Below are 18,766 nucleotides of genomic sequence, written 5' to 3'. Positions count from 1 at the left end.
GGGGCGGGGGGGGGGCTCGGGACCCCCCGCACCCCCGGGGGGGGGCGGGGGGGGCCCCCCCCCCCGCCCCCCGGGGGGGGGGGGGCCCCGCCCCGCCGCCCCCCCCCCGCCGCCTCACCCGACTCCGCGCTCAGCCCCGCCCCGGTGCCCCCGCGCGCAGCCCGTCCATGACGATGTCCAGCAGCAGGGTGACCTGGGTGTGCCAGTCGCCCTCGATGTCGATCTGCCAGATGCCGGCGATGGCGCGCAGGAAATCGCCGGCGGCCACGTCGGGACGGATGGTCCCGGCCTCATGGTTGGCGTCGAGCAGGAACTCGATCGACCCGAACACCAGCGAGTACCCGGGGGAATCCGACCCTTGCGTCACCCCGGCCGCCTGCCGCAGCGCGTCGGCCAGCGCGGTCTTGGCGATGATGAAGCGGGCGAGGCGGTCCATCCACACCCGCAGGGCCCGGTCGGGCTCCATCGTCTTCAGCAACTCGGCCGCACTGTCGGTGAGTTGCCTCACCTCGTGGTGGTACGCCTCCAGGACGAGCGCCTCGCGGTTGGGGAAGTTGCGGTAGAGCGTCCCCTGACCGACGCCCGCCTTCTTGGCGATCGTGCTCAGCGGGACGTCCCCGGAGCGCGACAGTTCGACCAGCGCCACTTCCAGGATGCGTTCCCGGTTGCGCTGCGCATCCGACCGCTGAGGCCCGCCGGTCCTCGACTCCACTGCCCCTCCTCCCGGGCCCGCACCCGAAGCCCCTCACCCGACCGGCCAGCGGTCCGACGCTTTCCCTCGCTGGACGGCTGTCCGTTTACGCCTTCACGATAGCGGGTGCACAAGTCCGCGACGGCGCCCACACCGGAACTTCCCGCGCACCCCACGACCGATCACAGCTCGTCGGCGACGAGCCGTACCCCCGCCACCGGTGACGACGACGGTCCTGCCGAGGCGGGTGGGCGGTGTGCAGGGTGAGGGCGGGCTCGTCGGTACGGCGTTCACTCGTACCGTGACCGGACCGCCCGCGCCGCAAGCACGGGAGGGAGAACCTGTACCCCCCATAAGTCCGACCTTCTTCCTGTGCGGCCCCGGCGGTTTCCTGGACGTGCGGGTGCCGTGGGCCCCGCGGAGCATGTGACCGGAAGCCATCCCCACCGCTGGGAGCACAGAGCAGCCATGACCACTTCAGACGGCTACACCTTCACGCTGGGCGAGAACGTCGAGCGGACCTCCGTACGGTTCACGAACCGCTACGGCATCGAGGTCGCGGGGGACCTCTACGTACCGAAGAACGCCACGGGCAAGCTGCCCGCGCTGGCCGTCAGCGGCCCCTTCGGCGCGGTCAAGGAGCAGTCCTCGGGCCTGTACGCCGACGAATTCGCCCGCCGGGGCTACGTCGCCCTCGCCTTCGACCCGTCCTTCACCGGCGAGAGCGGCGGCACCGTCCGTGACGTCGCCTCCCCCGACATCCACACCGAGGACTACAGCGCCGCCGTCGACTTCCTCGGCCTCCAGGAGTCCGTCGACCGCGACCGGATCGGCCTCCAGGCCATCTGCGGACTGAGCGGCATGGCCCTGACGGCCGCGGCGGCGGACAGCAGGGTCAAGGCGGTCGCCACGGCCTCCATGTACGACATGTCGCGCAGCATGTCCCGCGGCTACCGCGACAGCTACACGCCCGGGCAGCGCCACGCGGTCGTCGATCACCTGAGCCGTCAGCGCTGGGCCGACGCCGAGAGCGGCACCTTCGCGCGGGGCTCCCACGAGGTGCCCTTCGACGCGGACGGCGACGTGGCCGTGAGCGACCGGGTGCTCCCGGAGACCCTTCCCGAGGGCGCGGACCCGGTCTTCGCCGCCTTCTTCGACTACTACCGGACCGAGCGCGGCTTCCACCCCCGGTCGGTCAACTCGACGACCGCGTGGACCGCGACGACCCCGGCGTCGTTCTTCGCCTTCCGCCTGATGACGAACATCGACCTGCTGGCGCCCCGCAAGGCCCTCCTGGTCGCGGGGGCCGAAGCGCACTCCCGCTACTACTCCGAGGACGTCCAGAAGACGGCCCCCGACAGCGTCGACCTGCTGATCGTGCCCGGCGCCGACCATGTCGACCTGTACGACCGCAGGGACCTCATCCCCTTCGACAGGATCGACGCGTTCTTCGCCGAGAACCTCGCCTGACGGGGCTCCCCCGGCCGGTGATGCCGTCAGCTCTGTGTCATGGCTCGTTCGATGAGTTTCCGGAGCATGGCCTCTTCCTCCTCGGTGAGGCCGGTCACGAGCGGCTCGTCGTGCAGGAGTTTCATGAGCCCGTCCCGTCGTTCTACGCCCGCGGGCGTCAGGCTGAGCTGTTTGGCGCGGCGGTCGGTGGGGTGGGGGCGGCGCTCGACCAGGTTCTCCTTTTCGAGCCGGTCGATCACGACGACCGCGTTGGAGGGTTCGCAGTTCATCCGCGTGGCCAGTTCGCTGAGGGTCGTCGGGGCGGTCAGGGCGCGCAGCGCCGACGCCTGCGCGACGGTGAGGCCGATCCGGGTCAGCCGCTCGCGCAGGCGGGCATTGTTCTGGGTGTCCAGCTCGTGCACGAGCGTGGACAGTTCCCACCAGCGCGCCGCGGCCTGGGCGTTCGTCCTCGTCATGGGCTCCAGGCTACCAAGCAGCTTAAAGTCATGATAGTTAACGCCATAACCTTTCGAGGGCTCGGGCCGCCCCGGGGGTTCAGCTGGTCTTGACCGTGCCGCCGTCGATGACGTAGTCGGCGCCGGTGATGTTGCCGGCCGCGTCGGAGAGGAGGAACGCGATGAGGGCGGCCACTTCGTGCGCCTCGGACATCCGGCCGGTCGTGACGTTCTGGGCCCGGGCGAGCTGCTGGACGAAGTCGTCGACGCTCTGGCCCGACGCGGCGGCCAGTGCGGCGATCGGGCCGTCGGGGTCGGTGTAGACGGTGGTGCGGACCAGGCCGGGCGAGACGGTGTTCACGCGGACGCCCCGGGGGCCGAACTCCTCGGAGAGCGCCTTGCCGAGGGTGGTGACCGCTCCCTTGGCCGTGCTGTAGGCGGCGGGGATCCCGGCGAGCGGCATCCGGCCCAGGATCGAGGAGACGTTGACGATCGCTCCCCGGCGTTCGATGAGGCTGGGGAGGGCGGCGCGGGTGGTCCGTACGGTGCTGAAGAGGTTGATGCCGAGCAGGTCGGTCCACTCGGCGTCGGTGGCGTCGAGGAAGCCGGGGGTGGCCGCGTCGCCGCCGCCGACGTTGTTGACCAGCAGGTCGATGCCGCCGAGGTCGGCGAGGGCGGTGTCGATGAGGGCGGTGACGCCTTCGGCGGTGCCGAGGTCGGCGGAGACGGTGCGGGCGCCGGTCTCCTTGAGGTCGGGGGTGATGGTGCGGGCGGCGCCGACGACGCGTACGCCTTCGTCGACGAGGGTGCGGACGGCGGCGAGGCCGATGCCCTTGCCGGCTCCGGTGACGACGGCGGTCTTGCCGGTGAGGCCGAGGTTCATGGGGGGCTCCCGTTCTTGAGGACGGCATGGTGAGGCGTCGAGGGATGCACCCTCTTTATCGTTACGCCTTGAATGACTATAACCATAACCATCATGACCATAAAGACCTGGAGTCCGGGCGGCGGGCCTTCCGGGAAGGGCCCGCCGCCCGAGGGTTACTTCAGATGGCGGCCGAAGAAGCGGTCCCCGTCCTCCAGCTCGAACCACGGAGTGCCGGTGTGGCCGCCCAGGTTGGCGTGGAGGGTCTTCTGCTCGCTGCCGAAGGCGTCGAACAGGTCCAGGGCACGTTGGCGGGGGTTGCCCTCGTCGTCCCACTGGAGCAGGAGCAGCAGGGGAACGGTGACCTTCGGGGCCTGTTCGCGCTGGGCGTGCGGGACATAACCCCCGGCGAAGAGACCGGCGGCCCGCACACGCGGGTCGGTAGCCGCGAGGCGGATGCCGAGGGCGGCCCACCCCGAGTAGCCGACCGGGCCTCCGATGCCGGGGACGGTGAGGAGGGCGTCCAGGGTGGCCCGCCAGTCCGGAGCCGCCTCCTCGACCAGGGGGCCGACGAGGGACTCGAAGATCTCGTCGGCCGGCTCCCCCGCCCGCAGCGCCCGGCGCAGCTCGGCGCGGGCCTGTTCGGCGGCGTCGGTACGGGGGCGGTCCCCGCAGCCGGCGGCGTCGACGGAGGCCACCGCGTAACCGCGCGCCGCCGTGTAGCGGGCCCGCGCCACCAGCCGGGGTTCCTTGCGGGCCATGCCGTTGTTGTGGGCCATGAGGATCAGCGGGAGCGGCGCGGTGGAGTCGGGGGTCCACAGGGTGCCGGGGATCTCGCCGAGGGTGAAGTCACGTTCGAGGACACCGTCGTCGAGGCGCTGCTCGGAGACGAAGTGCATGGTGATGCCTTTCGGGAGTGCACAGATCGGCGCTCCCGGGCGCTCTATCGCCCGACCGTGACCCCGGAGGGGAGCACCCATGTCGATACAGCGTTCACGGGTACCACCCCCTCGTTCTCTCGCACGGCCACCGGAAAGCTAGCAGGGTCCGCGCGCTCCACCAACGGGTTTTCCGGGGCTGCTTGACTCTCCTACGGAGGGAGAGTCGAGGGTGGAGGACATGCACAGGGACGACGCGGCGGGGCCCACGTGGAGCATCGGGGCCGTGGCCCGGCGGACGGGGCTGCCGGTGAAGGTGGTCCGGCACTGGTCCGACGTGGGGATCGTGGCACCGGTCCGCCGCAGTGCCGGTGGCTACCGCCAGTACGACACCGCCGGTGTGGCCCGGCTCCAGTGGGCCCGCACCCTGCGGGACCTGGGGATGGGGCTCGGTGAGATCCGGGCCGCGCTGGATCGCGAGGGCGGGCTCCTGGAGGTGGCCACGGCCCATGCCGAGGCGCTGGAGGCGCAGATCCGCCGGCTGCGGACGCACCAGGCCGTCCTGCGCGCCGTCACCCGCCGTACCACTCACGAAGGACTCGCTCTGATGACCCGTACCGCCCGTATGTCTCCCGGGGAACGCCGCGCGCTGGTCCACGGCTTCCTCTCCGACGCCCTCGGGGACCTGGACGTGCCCGACTTCCGCGAGGGGCTGCTCGCGGCGGGCTCCGGTCTCCCGGAGGATCCCACCGACGAACAGGTCGACGCGTGGCTGGAGTTGGGCGAGCTGGTCGCCGGTGAGGAGCTGCGGGCCGCCGTGCGGCGCCTGGGTGAGTACGCCGCCCGTGCGGGGCGGGGTGTACGGGATCCCGGGGCGGAGGCGGAGATGCGCGCGCTCACCGGCAGCTGGACCGCGCGGGTCCGTGAGGCGATGCGGGCCGGGATCGCGGCGGACTCCCCGGCCGCCGATCCGGTCGTCGCCGGCGTCGTCGCCGCCTGGCTGCCCAGCCGCGCCAACCCCGACCGTGCCGTGACGGCCGACGGGGCCGGGGCCCGCAAGGTGCTGTGCGAGCAGCTCAGCGCCGCCGCCGAGCCCGCCGTGGAGCGCTTCTGGCAGCTGCTGTGCGTCCTCGGTGGCCGTCCGGTGCCCGCCGGGATCGCCGAGGAGGGCCGGTGGCTCGTTACCGCCCTGCTCGCCAACCCCGGGCCCGGCGCGCGCGAGGCCCGGCTCGAAGTCCTCTACGCCGACGCCGGCGACCCCTGGCCCGGCGGGGTGCTGGCGGCTTTCGTGCGCGTCCAGGACGCGGTCGGCGCCCTCGTGCGCGCGACGCGGCCGGACCGGTTCGCCCTGCCCACGCCGTGCGCGCGGTGGACCGTACGGGATCTGCTCGACCATCTGGTGTGGGAGAACATCGTCTGGGGCGGCCTCGCCGAGGGCGCTCCCCCGGTGGGCGGCCACACCGGGGACCACCTCGGTGACGACCATGCCGCCGCCTTCGCGAGCGCCGCCGCCTCGGCCCGTGCCGCCTTCCGGCGGCCCGGCATGCTGGAGCGTTCCTTCGGTCCGGCGCCCGGGCGCCGGGTGGTCGAGCAGCTTCTCGTCGAGCTCCTGGTGCACGGCTGGGACCTCGCGACCGCCCTCGGCCACGACCGCGACCTGACGCCCGACATCGCGCGCGCCGCCCTGCCGGTGGTGCGGGAGCTGTACGGCGGTCTGCCCCGCACCCCGGGCGGCTCACTCGGCCCGGAGCGGACCGCTCCCGCGCACGCCCCGGCTCTCGACCAGGTGGCGGCGTTCCTGGGCCGTTCGCCGGGGCCGGCGGGGTGTCACTCGTAGCGGTACTTCAGGGAGTCGGCCTCCGCCTGCCGGATGTCGGCGATCGTCAGGTCGGGGTCGCGGAGCTGGGCGAGGGTGACCTCGGCCGAGGTGGGCTGGGCGTCGGGCGGGAGCCAGCCGTCCGGCTGCCAGGCCGAGCTGCGCAGGAGGGCTTTGGGGCAGTGGGGGTAGACGCTCTCGATGCCGATGACCAGGGCGCTGGCGGGGGGCTTGCCGACGGCGGTGAGTGCGGCGAGGAGGTCGGGGCGGGTGGAGACGCAGGCGCGGCCGTTGACCCGGAGGGTCGTGGTGCGTCCGGGGACGACGAACAGGAGCCCGGCCCGGCCGGTGGCGATGACGTTCTGGAGGGTGTCGAGGCGCTTGTTGCCGGTCGCGTCGGGTATCACGAGCGTCCGGTCGTCCAGGACGGAGACGAACCCGGCGGGCCCTCCGCGCGGGGAGACGTCGCAGTTGCCGTCGGCGTCCGCGCTGGCGATCATCACGAGGGACGCGCAGGCGATCAACCGCCGGGTCTGTTCGGTGAGTTCGGTCATCTCCTTGCGTCTGGCCCGCTCCCCCGGGTCCTCGTAGACCTGCCGCAGCGTCTCGTGGTCGCGGACGGCGTCGAGGAGCAGGGAGTCGAAGGCTGTGCCGGTGAGAGACGTGGTCATGCCTACGACCCTAACCGGGCCGGGCCGACACCCGATCTCCGCCGGGAAAGGTCCCGGCGGTCGGTCTTCGCCGGGAAGGGTTACCGCTTCAACTGCCGTCCCCCGAACCCTCCCGCGCCGGTCGCCTCCTTCCACCAGGTCTCCAGCGCCGTCTGGTCGAAGGTCCGCCAGTTCGGCGTCCCGGTGACGAGCGCCTGTCCGAGCCGGCGCCCCAGGCCGACCATGGCCTGCCCGACGGGGGCGCGGCCAGCGTCGTACGCGGCCAGGCCCTCGGACCAGGTGGTGGCCGAGGTCAGGGACGTCTCCAGGAGGGTGATGTCCTGGAGGGCCTTGACGGCGCCCGCGCCGGTGTGGGGGCGGGCGACGGTGGCGGCGTCGCCGACGAGGAGGGCGCGGTCCACGGCGTAGTGGGGTGCGGTGAAGTCGTAGATGGGCTGGAGGAGCAGTTCGGCGGGGGTGGTCTCCTGGACCAGGCCGGCCCAGAAGGGGGGCAGCGACTCGGCGCAGATGTGGGCGAGACGGTCGCGCAGTGCGTCGCCCGCCGTGCCCGGGGGGACGCTGGTGGGGGTGTGCATGCCCTGGTCGAGGCCGGGGGGCGGGGTCGCGTAGAGGACCCAGTTGACGCGGTGTCCGCCGGTCTCGTCCGGGATGCGGTAGACGACGAGGTGGCCGCCCTCGAAGAGGACGTACGCCCCCTCGTCCTCGGGGAACAGGTCAGCGTCGGGCAGCCGGCTCACCGGGTAGGCGCCGCGCCAGGCGAGGTAGCCGGCGTACTCGGGGCGGATGTCGGCGTACAGGGCCGCGCGGACCGTCGAGCGGTAGCCGTCGGCGCCGATCAGCACGTCGTGGTGCTCGGTGCGTCCGGCCGTGTGCACGGCGGCGCCCTCCGGGGTGACCTCGACCGTCTCGATCGCCGTGCCGGTGCGGAAGTCCACCGTCGCGGGCGCGCGGCGGCGCAGGTCCTGCCAGAGGGAGCCCCAGTTGTAGGTGCGGAAGGGGAAGGGCATGACGGCGACCTCGCGGCCGCGCGGGTCGTGGGCCGCCGTGTCGTCGCGGACGTAGAAACGGTTGTGGACGATCCGCGCCCACGGGACGGAGGCGTCGATGTAGCCGGCGGCCTCCAGTTCGGCGTAGCGGTCGTTGTGCACGGCCACGCCGACCCCGCGTTCGGCCATGCGGCCCGACGCGCGTTCGTACACCGTGATCTCCTCGGCTCCCGCCCGTCCCAGGGCGAGGGCCGCCGCGCAGCCCGCGATGCTCCCGCCCACGACCGCGATCCGGCCACCTTGCATTCCGCACCTCCGAAGTTCGTCCACGTCAATTCATCATGTCGGCCCCCCTGTTGTAGTGGATCACACCCTCGTCGGGGGGCGAGCGGCCGGGCCGCGTACGTGATCCGTCCGACGCCGTCGGCGTGCCGTTGCGCCGCCGCTACGAACAAATATGATGTTCGAAACTTAAGCTTAAGAACATAATCTATGTTCTTTATGATGGTCGGCATGGATCGTTCGCTCCGTGCCGCCCGTGCGGCGACCTTCGTGTACTTCGTCCTCAACGGCACCCTGATCGGTATGTGGGTGGTGCTGATCCCCGCCGTCGAGGAACGCGTCGGCATGTCGGGCCGGCTCACCGACCGGCTCGGGACACGCGTCGTGGTTCCGGCGGCCGGGGTGCTGTGCAGCGCGAGCCTGGTCCTGCCGGGTCTCGCCGAGGAGCCGTGGGCGCTCGCCGTCGCCCTGCTGGTGTTCGGTTTCTGCAACGGCTGCCTGGACGTGGGCATGAACGCGCACGCCGTCCACGTGGAGAAGGCGTACGGCCGGCCCGTGATGGCCGCCTTCCACGCGACGTTCTCCGTCGGTGTGGGCCTGTCGACGGCGGCGACGCTCGGCGTGGTCGCGGCGGCGGGTGTCGCCGTCGCCCTGGCCTCGGCGCGCGCCCTGCTGCCCGCGACCCCCGAGACCACGCACGCCACCTCCGCGAGCCGGGCGGACACGCACGCCACCCCCGCACCGGCCACGCCCCGCGCCACCCCCACCCGGGTCTGGGCGCTCGCCACCCTGGCCCTGATGATCATGCTGTGCGAGGGCGCCGCGAACGACTGGAGCGCCCTGCACCTCAAGTCCGTCCTGGACGCCCCGGAGACGACGGCGGCCTTCGGGTACGGCACCTTCGCCGCCGCGATGACCGTCGGCCGCCTGTTCGCCGACCGCCTCGCGGCCCGGTCAGGGCCGACGGCGATCCTGCGCGACGCTCACACGGTCCTGACGACCGTCCCCGCCGCTTCGAGCGCCGCGACCTCTTCGGCGGGCGCCGCGCTGTCGGTGACCAGCGTGTGCAGGAGCGCGGAGGGGCCGACGTACGCGTGGGCGGTGCGGCCGAGTTTGCCGGCGTCGGCCGCCGCGACGACCCGCCTCGCGGAGGCGATGCTCGCCTTCTTCACCGCCGCCTCGTCGAGGTCGTAGGCGGTCAGGCCCTCGGCCGCGCCGAGGCCGCAGCAGCCGAGGACCGCCGTGTCGAAGCGCAGTGCGGACAGGGAGGCGAGGGTGAGGGGGCCGATGAGGGCGCCCTCGCCGGGGCGGGGGCGCCCGCCGGGGACGAGGAGCTCCGTGCGGCCCGGCGCGTCGCCGAGGAGGTGGATCGCCTGGAGGGACAGCGGCATCACCGTGACCGGGCGGCCGCGCAGGAGCCGCGCGACCTCCACGCAGGTGGTGCCGCTGTCCAGGAGGACGGTCTCGCCGTCCGCGACCATCGCCGACACCTCGGCCGCGATGCGCCGTTTCGCGTCGGCCGCCTCGTGCGAGCGCAGGGCGAACGGCGGTTCCTCGCCGCGCAGCAGCAGGGTGCGGGCGCCGCCCCGGACCCGCTCCAGGACGCCCTGTGCGGCGAGGACGTCGAGGTCGCGCCGGATCGTCATCTCGGAGGCGCCGGTCAGGTCGGCGAGCACCTGGACCGTGGCGCTCCCCGACTCCCTGACGGCCTTCGCGATCAGTGTGTGCCGGTCCGCGTTGCTCATAGGGCGATTGAACACCACCGACCGCTGCCGATCACACCCGGAACTCCCTGATCACGGTGTTCCGGAACACCGCGGGACCGCCGATCGTGAACAGGGCGAGGCCCGTGTCGGAGGGGTCGGGGAACGCCTCGGTCGTGTGCGTGTACCGCCCGTCGCCGACGAACATCTCGACGGACGTGCGGTCGACGAGGATGCGCAGGGTGGCCGTGCCGGTGGACAGGTCGAAGGGCGTGCGGCTCTCCTGCCAGCGGTCGGAGGGGCTGACGGTGTAGCCCCGGTTGACGAAGGCGTAGGTGCCGTAGACGCCCGCGTCGATGTGCCGGGCGCCGTCCGCCGAGCGCCGCAACTGGAGCCCGGCGCCGTCGAGCTGGTCCCAGGTGACGGTGCAGGTCAGCTCGTAGGCGGTGCCGGTGTAGGGGAGCAGTCGTGAGCCGTCGACGGTGAGGTCGCCGAGGTCCACCTCGCGGGACACGTACCGGTCGAGCGCCGTCACCGGCCGGGACGCCAGGTAGTACGTCCCCGACGACGCGTCACGCCGTAGCCGTGTCTCGCGGACGATGGAGTCGGTGCCGTTGAACCCGTCGCACGCCATGGTGGGTGTCGTGCTCGCGTAGTCCCAGTGGTTCAGCCATCCGATCGCGTACCGCACCGCCGGGTCCAGGACCCCGGCGGCGTCCCGTTTGTCGAAGGTGACCGCCGCGTACCAGTCCCAGCCGTGGTCCAGCCACTGCGGGTCGGGGGCGTCGGCGGTGAAGGCCGTGCCGTCGAAGTCGCCCGTCCAGTAGGCGTACGTGCTCGGCAGGCCGGCGCCCTTGGCGTTGGCGCTGACGCCGAGGACCCATTTCCAGGTGCCGTCGTCGGCGCGGATCCGGAACAGGTCGGGGCACTCCAGCACGCCGATCCCGCCCTTGATGAACCCGCCGACGTACGCCCACGCCTTGAGGTCGGTGGAGTGGTAGAAGCCCACCTTGTCGTTCTCGGCGAGCAGCATCACCCACCTCCCGCGCTCCTCGTCCCGGATCACCTTGGGATCACGGAAGTCCCGGACGCCGGGGTTCGAAAGGACGGGCGCCGTCCCGTGGTTGGTGAAATGCCGGCCGCCGTCGGTCGAGTAGTACAGGTACTGCGCCTGTGTGACGTCGTCGGGCGCCATGGTGGCGAGGACGATCACCGCGCCCGCCCCGAACCCGGCCGTGTTCTCCGTGTCGAGGACCGCCGAGCCGGACCAGACGTCGCCGTTCGGGGTGGTGTCCTTCGGTACGGCGATGCCCCGGTCGGTGAAGGTGACGAGGTCGGTGCTGGTGGCCAGGCGCCAGGCGGTGCCGGCCGCGGTGCCGCCGGTCGAGTAGTCGGGGTTGTAGAGGTAGTAGTAGTGGTACTCGCCGTCGATCCACAGGGGCCGTTGGGGGTCGTTCATCCACTGGTCGGGCACGGTGAAGTGGTACTCGGCGCGGTAGCTGCCCGCGCACGCGGCCACCGCGGGCGTCGGCCGCAGCAGAACTCCCGCGGCCGACGCCGCCAGCAGTGACCGTCTCGACAAAAACCTCGGCATGGTGCGGCTCCCTTCCCCGACACCGTCGTCAGGATGGCCGGAACCCTACCCCTAACTCGTTAAAGGTCAACCCTTCGCACAGCCGACTCCCCACCCGTACACATCCCTTGACAGAGCCTCACCGCGTTCCCATCATCGGGGAGTCAAGTTGGGCTAACACGAGTTAGGTCCGTCGATGACCCACCCTCTCCTCTCCCGCCGGGGCCTGATGCGCTACGGCGCGTACGGCGCCGGGGCCGCCGCGCTCGCCGGAACCGCCGCGAGCTGGGACCGCCTCACCGGCGCCGACATCCCGGGCCGCGACGACGGCTCGCTCGTCATCGCCACCCTGGGCTCCGCCTTCGACCCCGCGACCCAGCGCGCCCTGCGTGAGGGGTTCCGGTCCGTCCACCCCGATATCAGGATCCGTATCAACGCCGTGCAGGCGTACGACTGGTCGGACTTCTTCTCCAAGATCCTCACGCAGATCGCGGCGGGCACCGCCCCGGACCTCGTGTACGTCGCCACCGAGGGCGTCCAGCTCTTCGCCCAGCGCCTCGGGGTGCCGCTGGACCCGTGGGTGAAGCGGGACGCGGCCGAGCTGCGCCCGTACTTCGCCGACGTCCACCCCTCGCTCGTCGAGTCGATGATGTACGAGGGGAGCCTCTACCAACTGCCCGTCGAGTTCAACGCGGCGGACATGTACTTCAACCGCCGGGCCGTGGAACGCGCGGGCGGGCAACTCCCCGGCGACGACTGGGACCGCGACGACTTCACCGCCCTGCTGCGGGCCATGAAGCGCGGCAACGGCGACCAGTTCACCCCGTACTTCTGGACGAACCGGCTGTGGGGCGGGGTCGTCCCGTGGCTGTTCGCGAACGGCACCAACCTCCTCACCGAGTCCAAGGCGCCGGGCGGCGCGTGGCTGTGGGACGCCTTCTATCCCGAGGCCGAGCGGCGCGGGCGGGGCGGCGGCTACCGGTGGACGGCGCCGCAGGCGGACTCCGACCGGGTCGCGGAGGTGTACGACTACCTCGCCGGGCTCATCCAGGAGGACCTGTGCACGCGCCCCGAGGGCGGTGACGGACGCAACCTGGTCGGCGTGTTCTCCACGGGCCGCGTCGGGGTGACCCCGGCGGGCGGCTTCTGGGCGGGCGGGCTGCATCTGGCGGGGATGAAACCCGCCGACTACGACGTCCGGTACTTCCCGCGCTGGCGTACCCGGCGCCACCAGTTCGGGGCCGCCGGGTACGCGCTGCTGCGGACGTCGACGATGCGGGACGAGGCGTGGGAGTTCATCAAGTACACGGCCCGCGAGGACGTCATGACCCGCCTGTTCGCCGCCAACCAGACGACGCCGGCCCGGCGTTCGATGGCGAACGCGGCCCGCTACCACACGACGGGACCCACCCACTGGCAGGTCTTCTACGACACCCTCGACAAGATCCCCACGACCGGCCCGATCCCGGCCCCGCCGCAGGTCAACGAGGTCGAGCAACTGCTGATCAAACACACCGGAACCGCCCTGGCGAGCCCCGGCGCGGTACGCCCGGCGCTGCGCAGGCTCCAGGGGGACCTGGAGAAGGCCATGGAGCGTGAGCTGTGACGGACACCGAGATCAGACCCGTACGTCCGCCGAGGGCGCCGGCCCGGCAGGCGCCCGTCCGGCGCCGGGGCGGGCGGCTGCTCGCCGCGCTGTTCCTCGCGCCGACCGTCGTCGGGATCGTCGTGTTCACGGTCGTGCCGATCGTCGGGTCGGTGGTGCTGAGCTTCTTCCAGTGGGACGTCATCGACGACCCGACGTGGGCGGGCGGCGCCAACTACCGGGAGATCCTCACCGATTCGACGGTGCTGGTGTCCTTCCGGAACACGCTCGTGTTCATGGTGCTCGCGGTCGCGCTGCAACTGCTGATCGCGCTGGTGCTGGCGATAGCGGTGAACGGCCGGATGCCGGTCTGGCTGCGGTCGGTGTTCCGGTCGGCGTTCTTCTTCCCGCTGGTGCTGTCCGCCGCGTCGATCTCGGTGGTGATGAAGTACCTGTTCAACCAGGACTTCGGCCCGGTCAACTGGCTGCTGGGCACGGTCGGCATCCCCTCGGTGCCGTGGCTGACCTCGGAGAACGGGGCGATGGCGGCGGTCGTCCTCGCGTACGTGTGGCAGCAGTTCGGGTTCTCGTTCCTGCTGTTCGTCGGCGGCCTCAACACCATCCCGAAGGAGGTCCACGAGGCGGCGGCCCTCGACGGCGCGGGCGGCCTGCGCAAGCACCTCGCGATCACGCTGCCGCTGCTGTCGCCGACGCTGCTGGTGGCGTCCGTGGTCGGCATCATCAACGCCCTCCAGGTCTTCGAGCAGCCGTACGTCCTCACGGCCGGCGGGCCCGGCGACTCGACGCGCACGGTCGTGATGGTCATCTACGAGACGGCGTTCGAGCAGCTCCGCTTCGGCGAGGCGTCGGCGGTGGGCGTCCTGCTCTTCGTCCTGATCATGGCGGTCACCGCCCTCCAGTTCCGGCTGAGCCGGCGTTACGTCCACTACCAGTGAGCCGGGTGAGTCCTATGAGTACGTCCTCCCTGACGCGGTTGCGGCCCTGGGCGCGGGTCGCCGGGCTCGCGGTGTGCGCGCTGCTGACGCTCGGTCCGGTGATCTGGACGGTGTCGACGTCGCTGCGCACCCCCGCGCAGTCCTTCGACCTGCCGCCGAGGATCATCCCGACCGACCCGACGCTCGACGCCTATCGCGGGGTGTTCGACCAGATCGACGTCTGGCTGTACGCGCTGAACTCGACGCTGGTCACCGGGCTGATCGCGGCCGGCCAGATGGTGACCGCGGGGCTCGCCGGGTACGCGTTCGCGCGCCTCGAATTCCGGTTCAAGAAGCCGCTGTTCGGGCTGGTGCTGGCGACGATGATGGTGCCGTTGCAGGTCACGATCGTCCCCGTGTTCCTGGAGCTGAAGGAGCTGGGGCTGACGGACACGCTGCTCGGGCTGATCGTCCCGGCGTTCCCGACGGCGTTCGGCACGTTCCTGATGCGCCAGTACTTCCTGGGCATGCCGAAGGACCTCGGCGAGGCCGCGATGATCGACGGCGCGGGCCCGTGGCGGGTCTTCCGGTCCGTGTACGCGCCCCTCGCGGCCCCCGGGCTCGCCATCGTCGGCGTCCTCGCCTTCAACTACCACTGGAACGAGTTCTTCCGGCCGCTGATCCTGGAGACGTCCTCCGAGAACCTCACGCTGCCGCTCGGCCTCGTCTCCCTCCAGGGCAACCTCGGCACCGGCTCCATCTCCGTCGTCCTCGCCGGGGTCGTCCTGTCCATGCTTCCCGCCGTCGCCGTGTTCGTCGTCGGCCAGCGCCCTCTGCGCGAGGGCATCACCTCCGCTGGAGTCAACCGTTGAGTCACCGTCCGCGCTTCCGGGTCCGTCCGCCCGCCAACTGGATGAACGACCCGAACGGGCCCGTACGTTGGGGCGACCGCTACCACCTCTTCTACCAGCACAACCCCGACGCCCCCGTCCACACGAACGTCCACTGGGGCCACGCCTCCAGCCCCGACCTGGCCCACTGGGACGACCACGGCATCGCCCTGCGGCCCGTCCCCGGCGGGCCCGACGAGGCGGGGTGCTGGTCGGGGTGCGTCGTGGACGACGACGGGGTGGCGACGGCCGTGTACTCCGGGATCGACCACGCCCACCAGGGGCTCAGCTCGATCTGCCTCGCCGTCGCCGAGGACGACGAGTTGCTCGCCTGGAAGCAACTCCCGGAACCGGTCGTCGCGGGGCCGCCGCCCGGTCTCGACGTGACGATGTTCCGCGACCCCTTCGTCTTCCGGTTCGGCGGCCGGCGTTGGGCGTTGGTGGGTGCGGGACACGGGGACGGCACACCGTCGGTCCTCGTGTACGACTGTGAGGACCTCTACGCCTGGCGGTTCGCCGGGGTGCTGCTGGACGGGCGGGATCCGGTGGCAACGCGGGTCCTCGGGGCGCGGGCGATCGGGTGGGAGTGTCCGCAGCTGTGGCAGAGCGGCGGGGGGTGGACGCTGGCCGTGGCGCTGTGGGACGGGGACCCGTTGAGCACGGCGTACCTCGCCGGGCAACTGGTCGAGAACGACGGCGAGTTGAGGTTCTCGGCGCACGGAGGCGGCCCCTTGGACCACGGCCGCGACTTCTACGCCCCCGCCGCCCTCCAGGACACCGGGCGCACCCTCCTGTGGGGCTGGTCCTGGGAGGCACGCCCGCGCGAGGAGGTGAACCGGGCGGGGTGGTCCGGAGTCCTGACGGCACCGCGCGTGGTGGACCTGCACCCGGACGGCACGCTGCGTGTCACCCCGGCGCCGGAACTGGAACTCCTGCGCGCGCGGGCCCTGTTGGACACCGGCCCACTGCCGCCCGCGTACGACCTGCTGGTGACGGCCCGATCGGCGGCGACCGTGAGGCTGCTGCGGGCGGCGTCCGGGGCCGAACTCACCGTACGGATCGACCCGTCGGGCGGGACGGTGACCTTGGACCGGACGGGGTGGCCACGCCCCGACGGTGGAGGGGCGCTGGTGCTGAGTGCCGCACCGGGTGAGCCTCTCACCGTCCGTGTTCTCGTCGACGGCTCCCTGCTCGAACTCTTCGTCGGTGACCGAGCGACGGCGACCGAGCGTGTGTATCAACGCCCCGACGACATCGCGGAGTTGGCTGTCACAGGGACGGACGTCGAGGTCAGGTGCTGGGAGCTGGGCCCACCGAACCCCGCGTGACGACCGGGCACTCCAGGCGGCGGGTCGTGGCGGCGGGCGGCGTCCCCGTGGCGAGCGCGTCGAGGAGGAGGCCGACCGCCGTCTCCCCCATCGCGCGGTGCGGCAGGGCGACCGTCGTGAGCGGCGGGGTCAGGAACGCGGACATGTGCTCCTGGTCGTCGTAGCCGACGACGGACAGGTCGGCGGGGACGTCGAGGCCGAGGCGCGTGGCGGCGTGCAGGACGCCTGCCGCGACCCGGTCGTTGTAGCAGACGATGCCGGTGGGCCGCCGGTCGGCAGGAACGCCGTCGAGGAGCCGCAGGGCTCCTTCGTACCCGGCGCTGATCTCCCCGCCCGTCCGTGTGATCCACTCCTTGGCCGCGGTCAGTCCGACCGACCGCAGCGCGTCCCGGAACCCCCGCAGCCGCTCGGCGGTGGCGATGTCGTCGAGGCCGCCGACGAGGGCGATCCGGCGGTGGCCCGCGTCGATGAGGACACGGGCGGCGCTGCGGCCGCCGGCCCGCTCGGCGGGGATGACGGCCGGCAACGACCCGTCCTCGGGAAGGCAGTTGGCGAACACGGCGTACGTGCTGTGCAGCCCCTGCGGGACGCGGGCCCGGCGCAGGGAGAGGGCGGCGTAGATGATGCCGTCCACCCGGCGGTCGAGGAGTTCGGCGACGGCCGCGTCCTCGGTCGCCGGGTCCTGTCCTGAGTCGACGGTGAGGACGAGGTGGTCGGCTGACCACGCGGTGTCCATGGCGCCGCGCAGCAGCCGGCCGGCGAACGGGGAGGTCGCGATCTCGTCCGTGACCAGGCCGATCACGGCCGTACGACTACGGCGCAGGCCCCGTGCGACGGCGTTCGGCCGGTAACCGAGCCGGGTCGCCGCCTCGCGGATCCTCTCCTGCGTCTCGGCGGACAGGTTCCCCTGGGCGCGTCCGTTGAAGACGAACGACACGGCTGTGTGGGACACCCCGGCGAGCCGCGCGACATCCCGCGAGGTCGCCCTTCCGACCCGCGCCTTCTCGACTCCGTCCCTGCCCGTCCCCACCCGGTCACCCTACCTGCGGACGGGGCCTACACGGCGAGCCACACAGCCTGGTCCGGCGCCAGCCTTCCGCCCTCGACCGGCCCGCTGGCCAGCAGGGTCCCGGTGTGTTCCGGCAACGGATACGGGGTACCGGACAAGTTGACCACGCACACGAACCCGGGTTCGCGGCGGAACGCCAGCACACCGGCCGGCGTGGTGTCGTCCAGCCAGGTCAACTCGCCGTCTCCGAGGGCGGGTTGCTCACGGCGTACGCGCAGGGCGGTGCGGTACAGCTCCAGCGTCGAGGCCGGGTCGCCGTCCTGGGCGTCGGCGGTGAGCGGGGCCCAGTCGGCGGGCTGGGGCAGCCAGGGTCCGCCCTCGGTGCTGAAGCCGTAGGGCGGTTCCGTCCCCGACCACGGGATCGGGACGCGGCAGCCGTCGCGGCCGCGTTCGGTGTGGCCGGAGCGTTCCCAGACGGGGTCCTGGAGGAGGGCCTCGGGAAGGTCCTCGACCTCGGGCAGGCCGAGTTCCTCGCCCTGGTAGACGTAGGCGCCGCCGGGCAGCGCGAGGGTGAGGAGGGCGGCGGCGCGTGCGCGCCGGGTGCCGAGGGCGAGGTCTGCGGGGCCGGCCGGGACGTACGACTCGTTGGCCACCCATTTCCGCGCGGCCCTGCGGCCGTAGCGGCTGGCGTGGCGCATGACGTCGTGGTTGGAGAGGACCCAGGTGGCGGGGGCGCCGACCGCGCCGAGGGTCGTGAGGGTGCCGTCGATGACCGTGCGCAGGTCCGCCGCGTCCCAGTCGGTCATCAGGTAGTCGAAGTTGAAGGCGGTGTGCAGGACGTCGGGGCGGACGTAGGCGGCGAGGCGCTCGGGCGCGTCCGTCCATGCCTCGGCGACGAAACAGCGGTCGCCGGGGTATTCGTCGGCCACTTTCCGCCAGGCGCGGTAGATGTCGTGGACTTCGTCGCGGTCCCAGAAGGGGTGCGCGGAAGCCCCTGCGAGATCCGGGAGTTCGGGATCCTTGACGAGTCCGTGGGCGACGTCGATGCGGAACCCGTCCACGCCCCGGTCGAACCAGAACCGCAGGACGGCCTCGAACTCGGCGTGTACGTCCGGGTGTTGCCAGTTGAGGTCGGGCTGCTCGGGCGTGAAGAGGTGGAGGTACCACTCCCCGTCGGCAGCCCGGGTCCAGGCGGGGCCGCCGAAGCGGGAGTCCCAGTCGTTGGGCGGAAGGGAGCCGTCGGGGCCGCGTCCGGGCCGGAAGACGTAGCGCTCACGTTCGGGACTGCCGGGCCCTGCCGCCAACGCCGCCTGGAACCAGGCATGTTGGTCGGAGGAATGGTTGGGCACGATGTCCGGAACGATCCGGATCCCCAACGCATGGGCCTCCTCGATGAGTTGCTCAGCCTCGTCGACCGTCCCGAAGAGGGGGTCGATCTCGCGGTAGTCGGCGACGTCGTAACCGTGGTCGGCCTGCGGCGACTTGTACCAGGGATTGATCCACAGGGCGTCCACACCGAGGGACTTGAGATACGGCAGCCGCGACCGGATACCGGCGATGTCGCCGACCCCGTCGCCGTTCCCGTCGGCGAAGCTGCGGATGTAGACCTGGTAGATGACGGCGTCGCGCCACCAGGGCGGAGTGGGCACAGAA

Annotated in this window: 16 protein-coding genes and 1 pseudogene; 7 read left to right on the top strand and 10 right to left on the bottom strand. The window is 72.1% G+C overall.

Annotation, left to right across the window (positions count from 1 at the left end; translation table 11 throughout):
- Positions 1-130: 130 nt before the first annotated feature.
- Positions 131-712, bottom strand: a complete 582-nt coding sequence (locus tag ACLZOT_RS34565; RefSeq protein ID WP_416973103.1) for a TetR/AcrR family transcriptional regulator — start codon at positions 710-712, stop codon at positions 131-133.
- A 447-nt stretch (positions 713-1,159) separates the two neighbouring features.
- Here ACLZOT_RS34565 and ACLZOT_RS34560 point away from each other — a divergent pair, with 447 nt between their 5' ends.
- Positions 1,160-2,161 (top strand): alpha/beta hydrolase, encoded by a 1,002-nt coding sequence (locus tag ACLZOT_RS34560; RefSeq protein ID WP_416973102.1) that lies wholly within the window; start codon positions 1,160-1,162, stop codon positions 2,159-2,161.
- Between the two features lie 26 nt (positions 2,162-2,187).
- Here the strand turns inward: ACLZOT_RS34560 and ACLZOT_RS34555 are convergent, their stop codons facing one another.
- The 3 genes from ACLZOT_RS34555 to ACLZOT_RS34545 form a co-directional block, all read right to left on the bottom strand.
- Entirely contained in the window at positions 2,188-2,616 is a 429-nt protein-coding gene (locus ACLZOT_RS34555; RefSeq protein ID WP_416973101.1) for a MarR family winged helix-turn-helix transcriptional regulator, read from the bottom strand.
- Between the two features lie 79 nt (positions 2,617-2,695).
- The gene (locus ACLZOT_RS34550) at positions 2,696-3,478 is read right to left on the bottom strand and encodes an oxidoreductase (protein ID WP_416973100.1); all 783 of its coding nucleotides are present in this window, start codon (positions 3,476-3,478) and stop codon (positions 2,696-2,698) included.
- 155 nt (positions 3,479-3,633) lie between these two features.
- Positions 3,634-4,356 (bottom strand): dienelactone hydrolase family protein, encoded by a 723-nt coding sequence (locus tag ACLZOT_RS34545; protein ID WP_416973099.1) that lies wholly within the window; start codon positions 4,354-4,356, stop codon positions 3,634-3,636.
- Positions 4,357-4,576: 220 nt separating this feature from the next.
- Here ACLZOT_RS34545 and ACLZOT_RS34540 point away from each other — a divergent pair, with 220 nt between their 5' ends.
- Complete coding sequence (locus tag ACLZOT_RS34540) at positions 4,577-6,172, top strand: TIGR03086 family metal-binding protein (protein ID WP_416973098.1); 1,596 nt, start codon at positions 4,577-4,579, stop codon at positions 6,170-6,172.
- On the opposite strand, the gene ACLZOT_RS34535 is transcribed toward ACLZOT_RS34540, so the two are convergent.
- Both ACLZOT_RS34535 and ACLZOT_RS34530 read right to left on the bottom strand, forming a co-directional pair.
- On the bottom strand, positions 6,163-6,822 hold the full coding sequence (locus tag ACLZOT_RS34535; RefSeq protein WP_416973097.1) for an MSMEG_1061 family FMN-dependent PPOX-type flavoprotein: 660 nt from the start codon (positions 6,820-6,822) through the stop codon (positions 6,163-6,165). The genes ACLZOT_RS34540 and ACLZOT_RS34535 overlap by 10 nt on opposite strands.
- An 80-nt stretch (positions 6,823-6,902) precedes the next feature.
- Complete coding sequence (locus ACLZOT_RS34530; RefSeq protein WP_416973096.1) at positions 6,903-8,114, bottom strand: FAD-dependent monooxygenase; 1,212 nt, start codon at positions 8,112-8,114, stop codon at positions 6,903-6,905.
- A 198-nt stretch (positions 8,115-8,312) separates the two neighbouring features.
- Here ACLZOT_RS34530 and ACLZOT_RS34525 point away from each other — a divergent pair, with 198 nt between their 5' ends.
- On the top strand, positions 8,313-9,284 hold the full coding sequence (locus tag ACLZOT_RS34525; RefSeq protein ID WP_416973106.1) for an MFS transporter: 972 nt from the start codon (positions 8,313-8,315) through the stop codon (positions 9,282-9,284).
- On the opposite strand, the pseudogene ACLZOT_RS34520 reads toward ACLZOT_RS34525, so the two are convergent.
- A pseudogene (locus ACLZOT_RS34520) lies at positions 9,197-9,835 on the bottom strand (DeoR/GlpR family DNA-binding transcription regulator); the annotation flags it as partial. The gene ACLZOT_RS34525 and the pseudogene ACLZOT_RS34520 overlap by 88 nt on opposite strands.
- 31 nt (positions 9,836-9,866) lie before the next feature.
- The gene (locus ACLZOT_RS34515) at positions 9,867-11,387 is read right to left on the bottom strand and encodes a glycoside hydrolase family 32 protein (RefSeq protein WP_416973095.1); all 1,521 of its coding nucleotides are present in this window, start codon (positions 11,385-11,387) and stop codon (positions 9,867-9,869) included.
- Positions 11,388-11,562: 175 nt separating this feature from the next.
- Here ACLZOT_RS34515 and ACLZOT_RS34510 point away from each other — a divergent pair, with 175 nt between their 5' ends.
- From ACLZOT_RS34510 to ACLZOT_RS34495, 4 genes are read left to right on the top strand one after another with little or no spacing between them, the layout of a single operon-like run.
- Positions 11,563-12,972, top strand: a complete 1,410-nt coding sequence (locus ACLZOT_RS34510; protein WP_416973094.1) for an extracellular solute-binding protein — start codon at positions 11,563-11,565, stop codon at positions 12,970-12,972.
- Positions 12,969-13,907, top strand: coding sequence for a carbohydrate ABC transporter permease (locus tag ACLZOT_RS34505; protein WP_416973093.1), 939 nt, complete (start codon positions 12,969-12,971; stop codon positions 13,905-13,907). Before ACLZOT_RS34510 ends, ACLZOT_RS34505 begins: the two co-directional genes overlap by 4 nt.
- Before the next feature lie 14 nt (positions 13,908-13,921).
- Positions 13,922-14,758, top strand: coding sequence for a carbohydrate ABC transporter permease (locus ACLZOT_RS34500; RefSeq protein ID WP_416973092.1), 837 nt, complete (start codon positions 13,922-13,924; stop codon positions 14,756-14,758).
- Positions 14,755-16,104, top strand: coding sequence for a glycoside hydrolase family 32 protein (locus ACLZOT_RS34495; protein ID WP_416973091.1), 1,350 nt, complete (start codon positions 14,755-14,757; stop codon positions 16,102-16,104). The genes ACLZOT_RS34500 and ACLZOT_RS34495 overlap by 4 nt, the downstream gene beginning before the upstream one ends.
- Here the strand turns inward: ACLZOT_RS34495 and ACLZOT_RS34490 are convergent.
- Positions 16,067-17,134 (bottom strand): LacI family DNA-binding transcriptional regulator, encoded by a 1,068-nt coding sequence (locus ACLZOT_RS34490; RefSeq protein WP_416973090.1) that lies wholly within the window; start codon positions 17,132-17,134, stop codon positions 16,067-16,069. The genes ACLZOT_RS34495 and ACLZOT_RS34490 overlap by 38 nt on opposite strands.
- 26 nt (positions 17,135-17,160) lie before the next feature.
- A complete protein-coding gene (locus ACLZOT_RS34485; protein ID WP_416973089.1) occupies positions 17,161-18,762 on the bottom strand; it encodes a glycoside hydrolase family 13 protein in 1,602 nt (533 codons plus the stop codon).
- Positions 18,763-18,766 lie beyond the last annotated feature (4 nt).

Origin of the sequence: Streptomyces sp. 4F14 (genome assembly GCF_048159485.1) — a bacterium.
In the GTDB taxonomy this organism is placed as follows: Bacteria; Actinomycetota; Actinomycetes; order Streptomycetales; family Streptomycetaceae; genus Streptomyces.
This window is presented reverse-complemented; position numbering and strand designations above follow the sequence as displayed.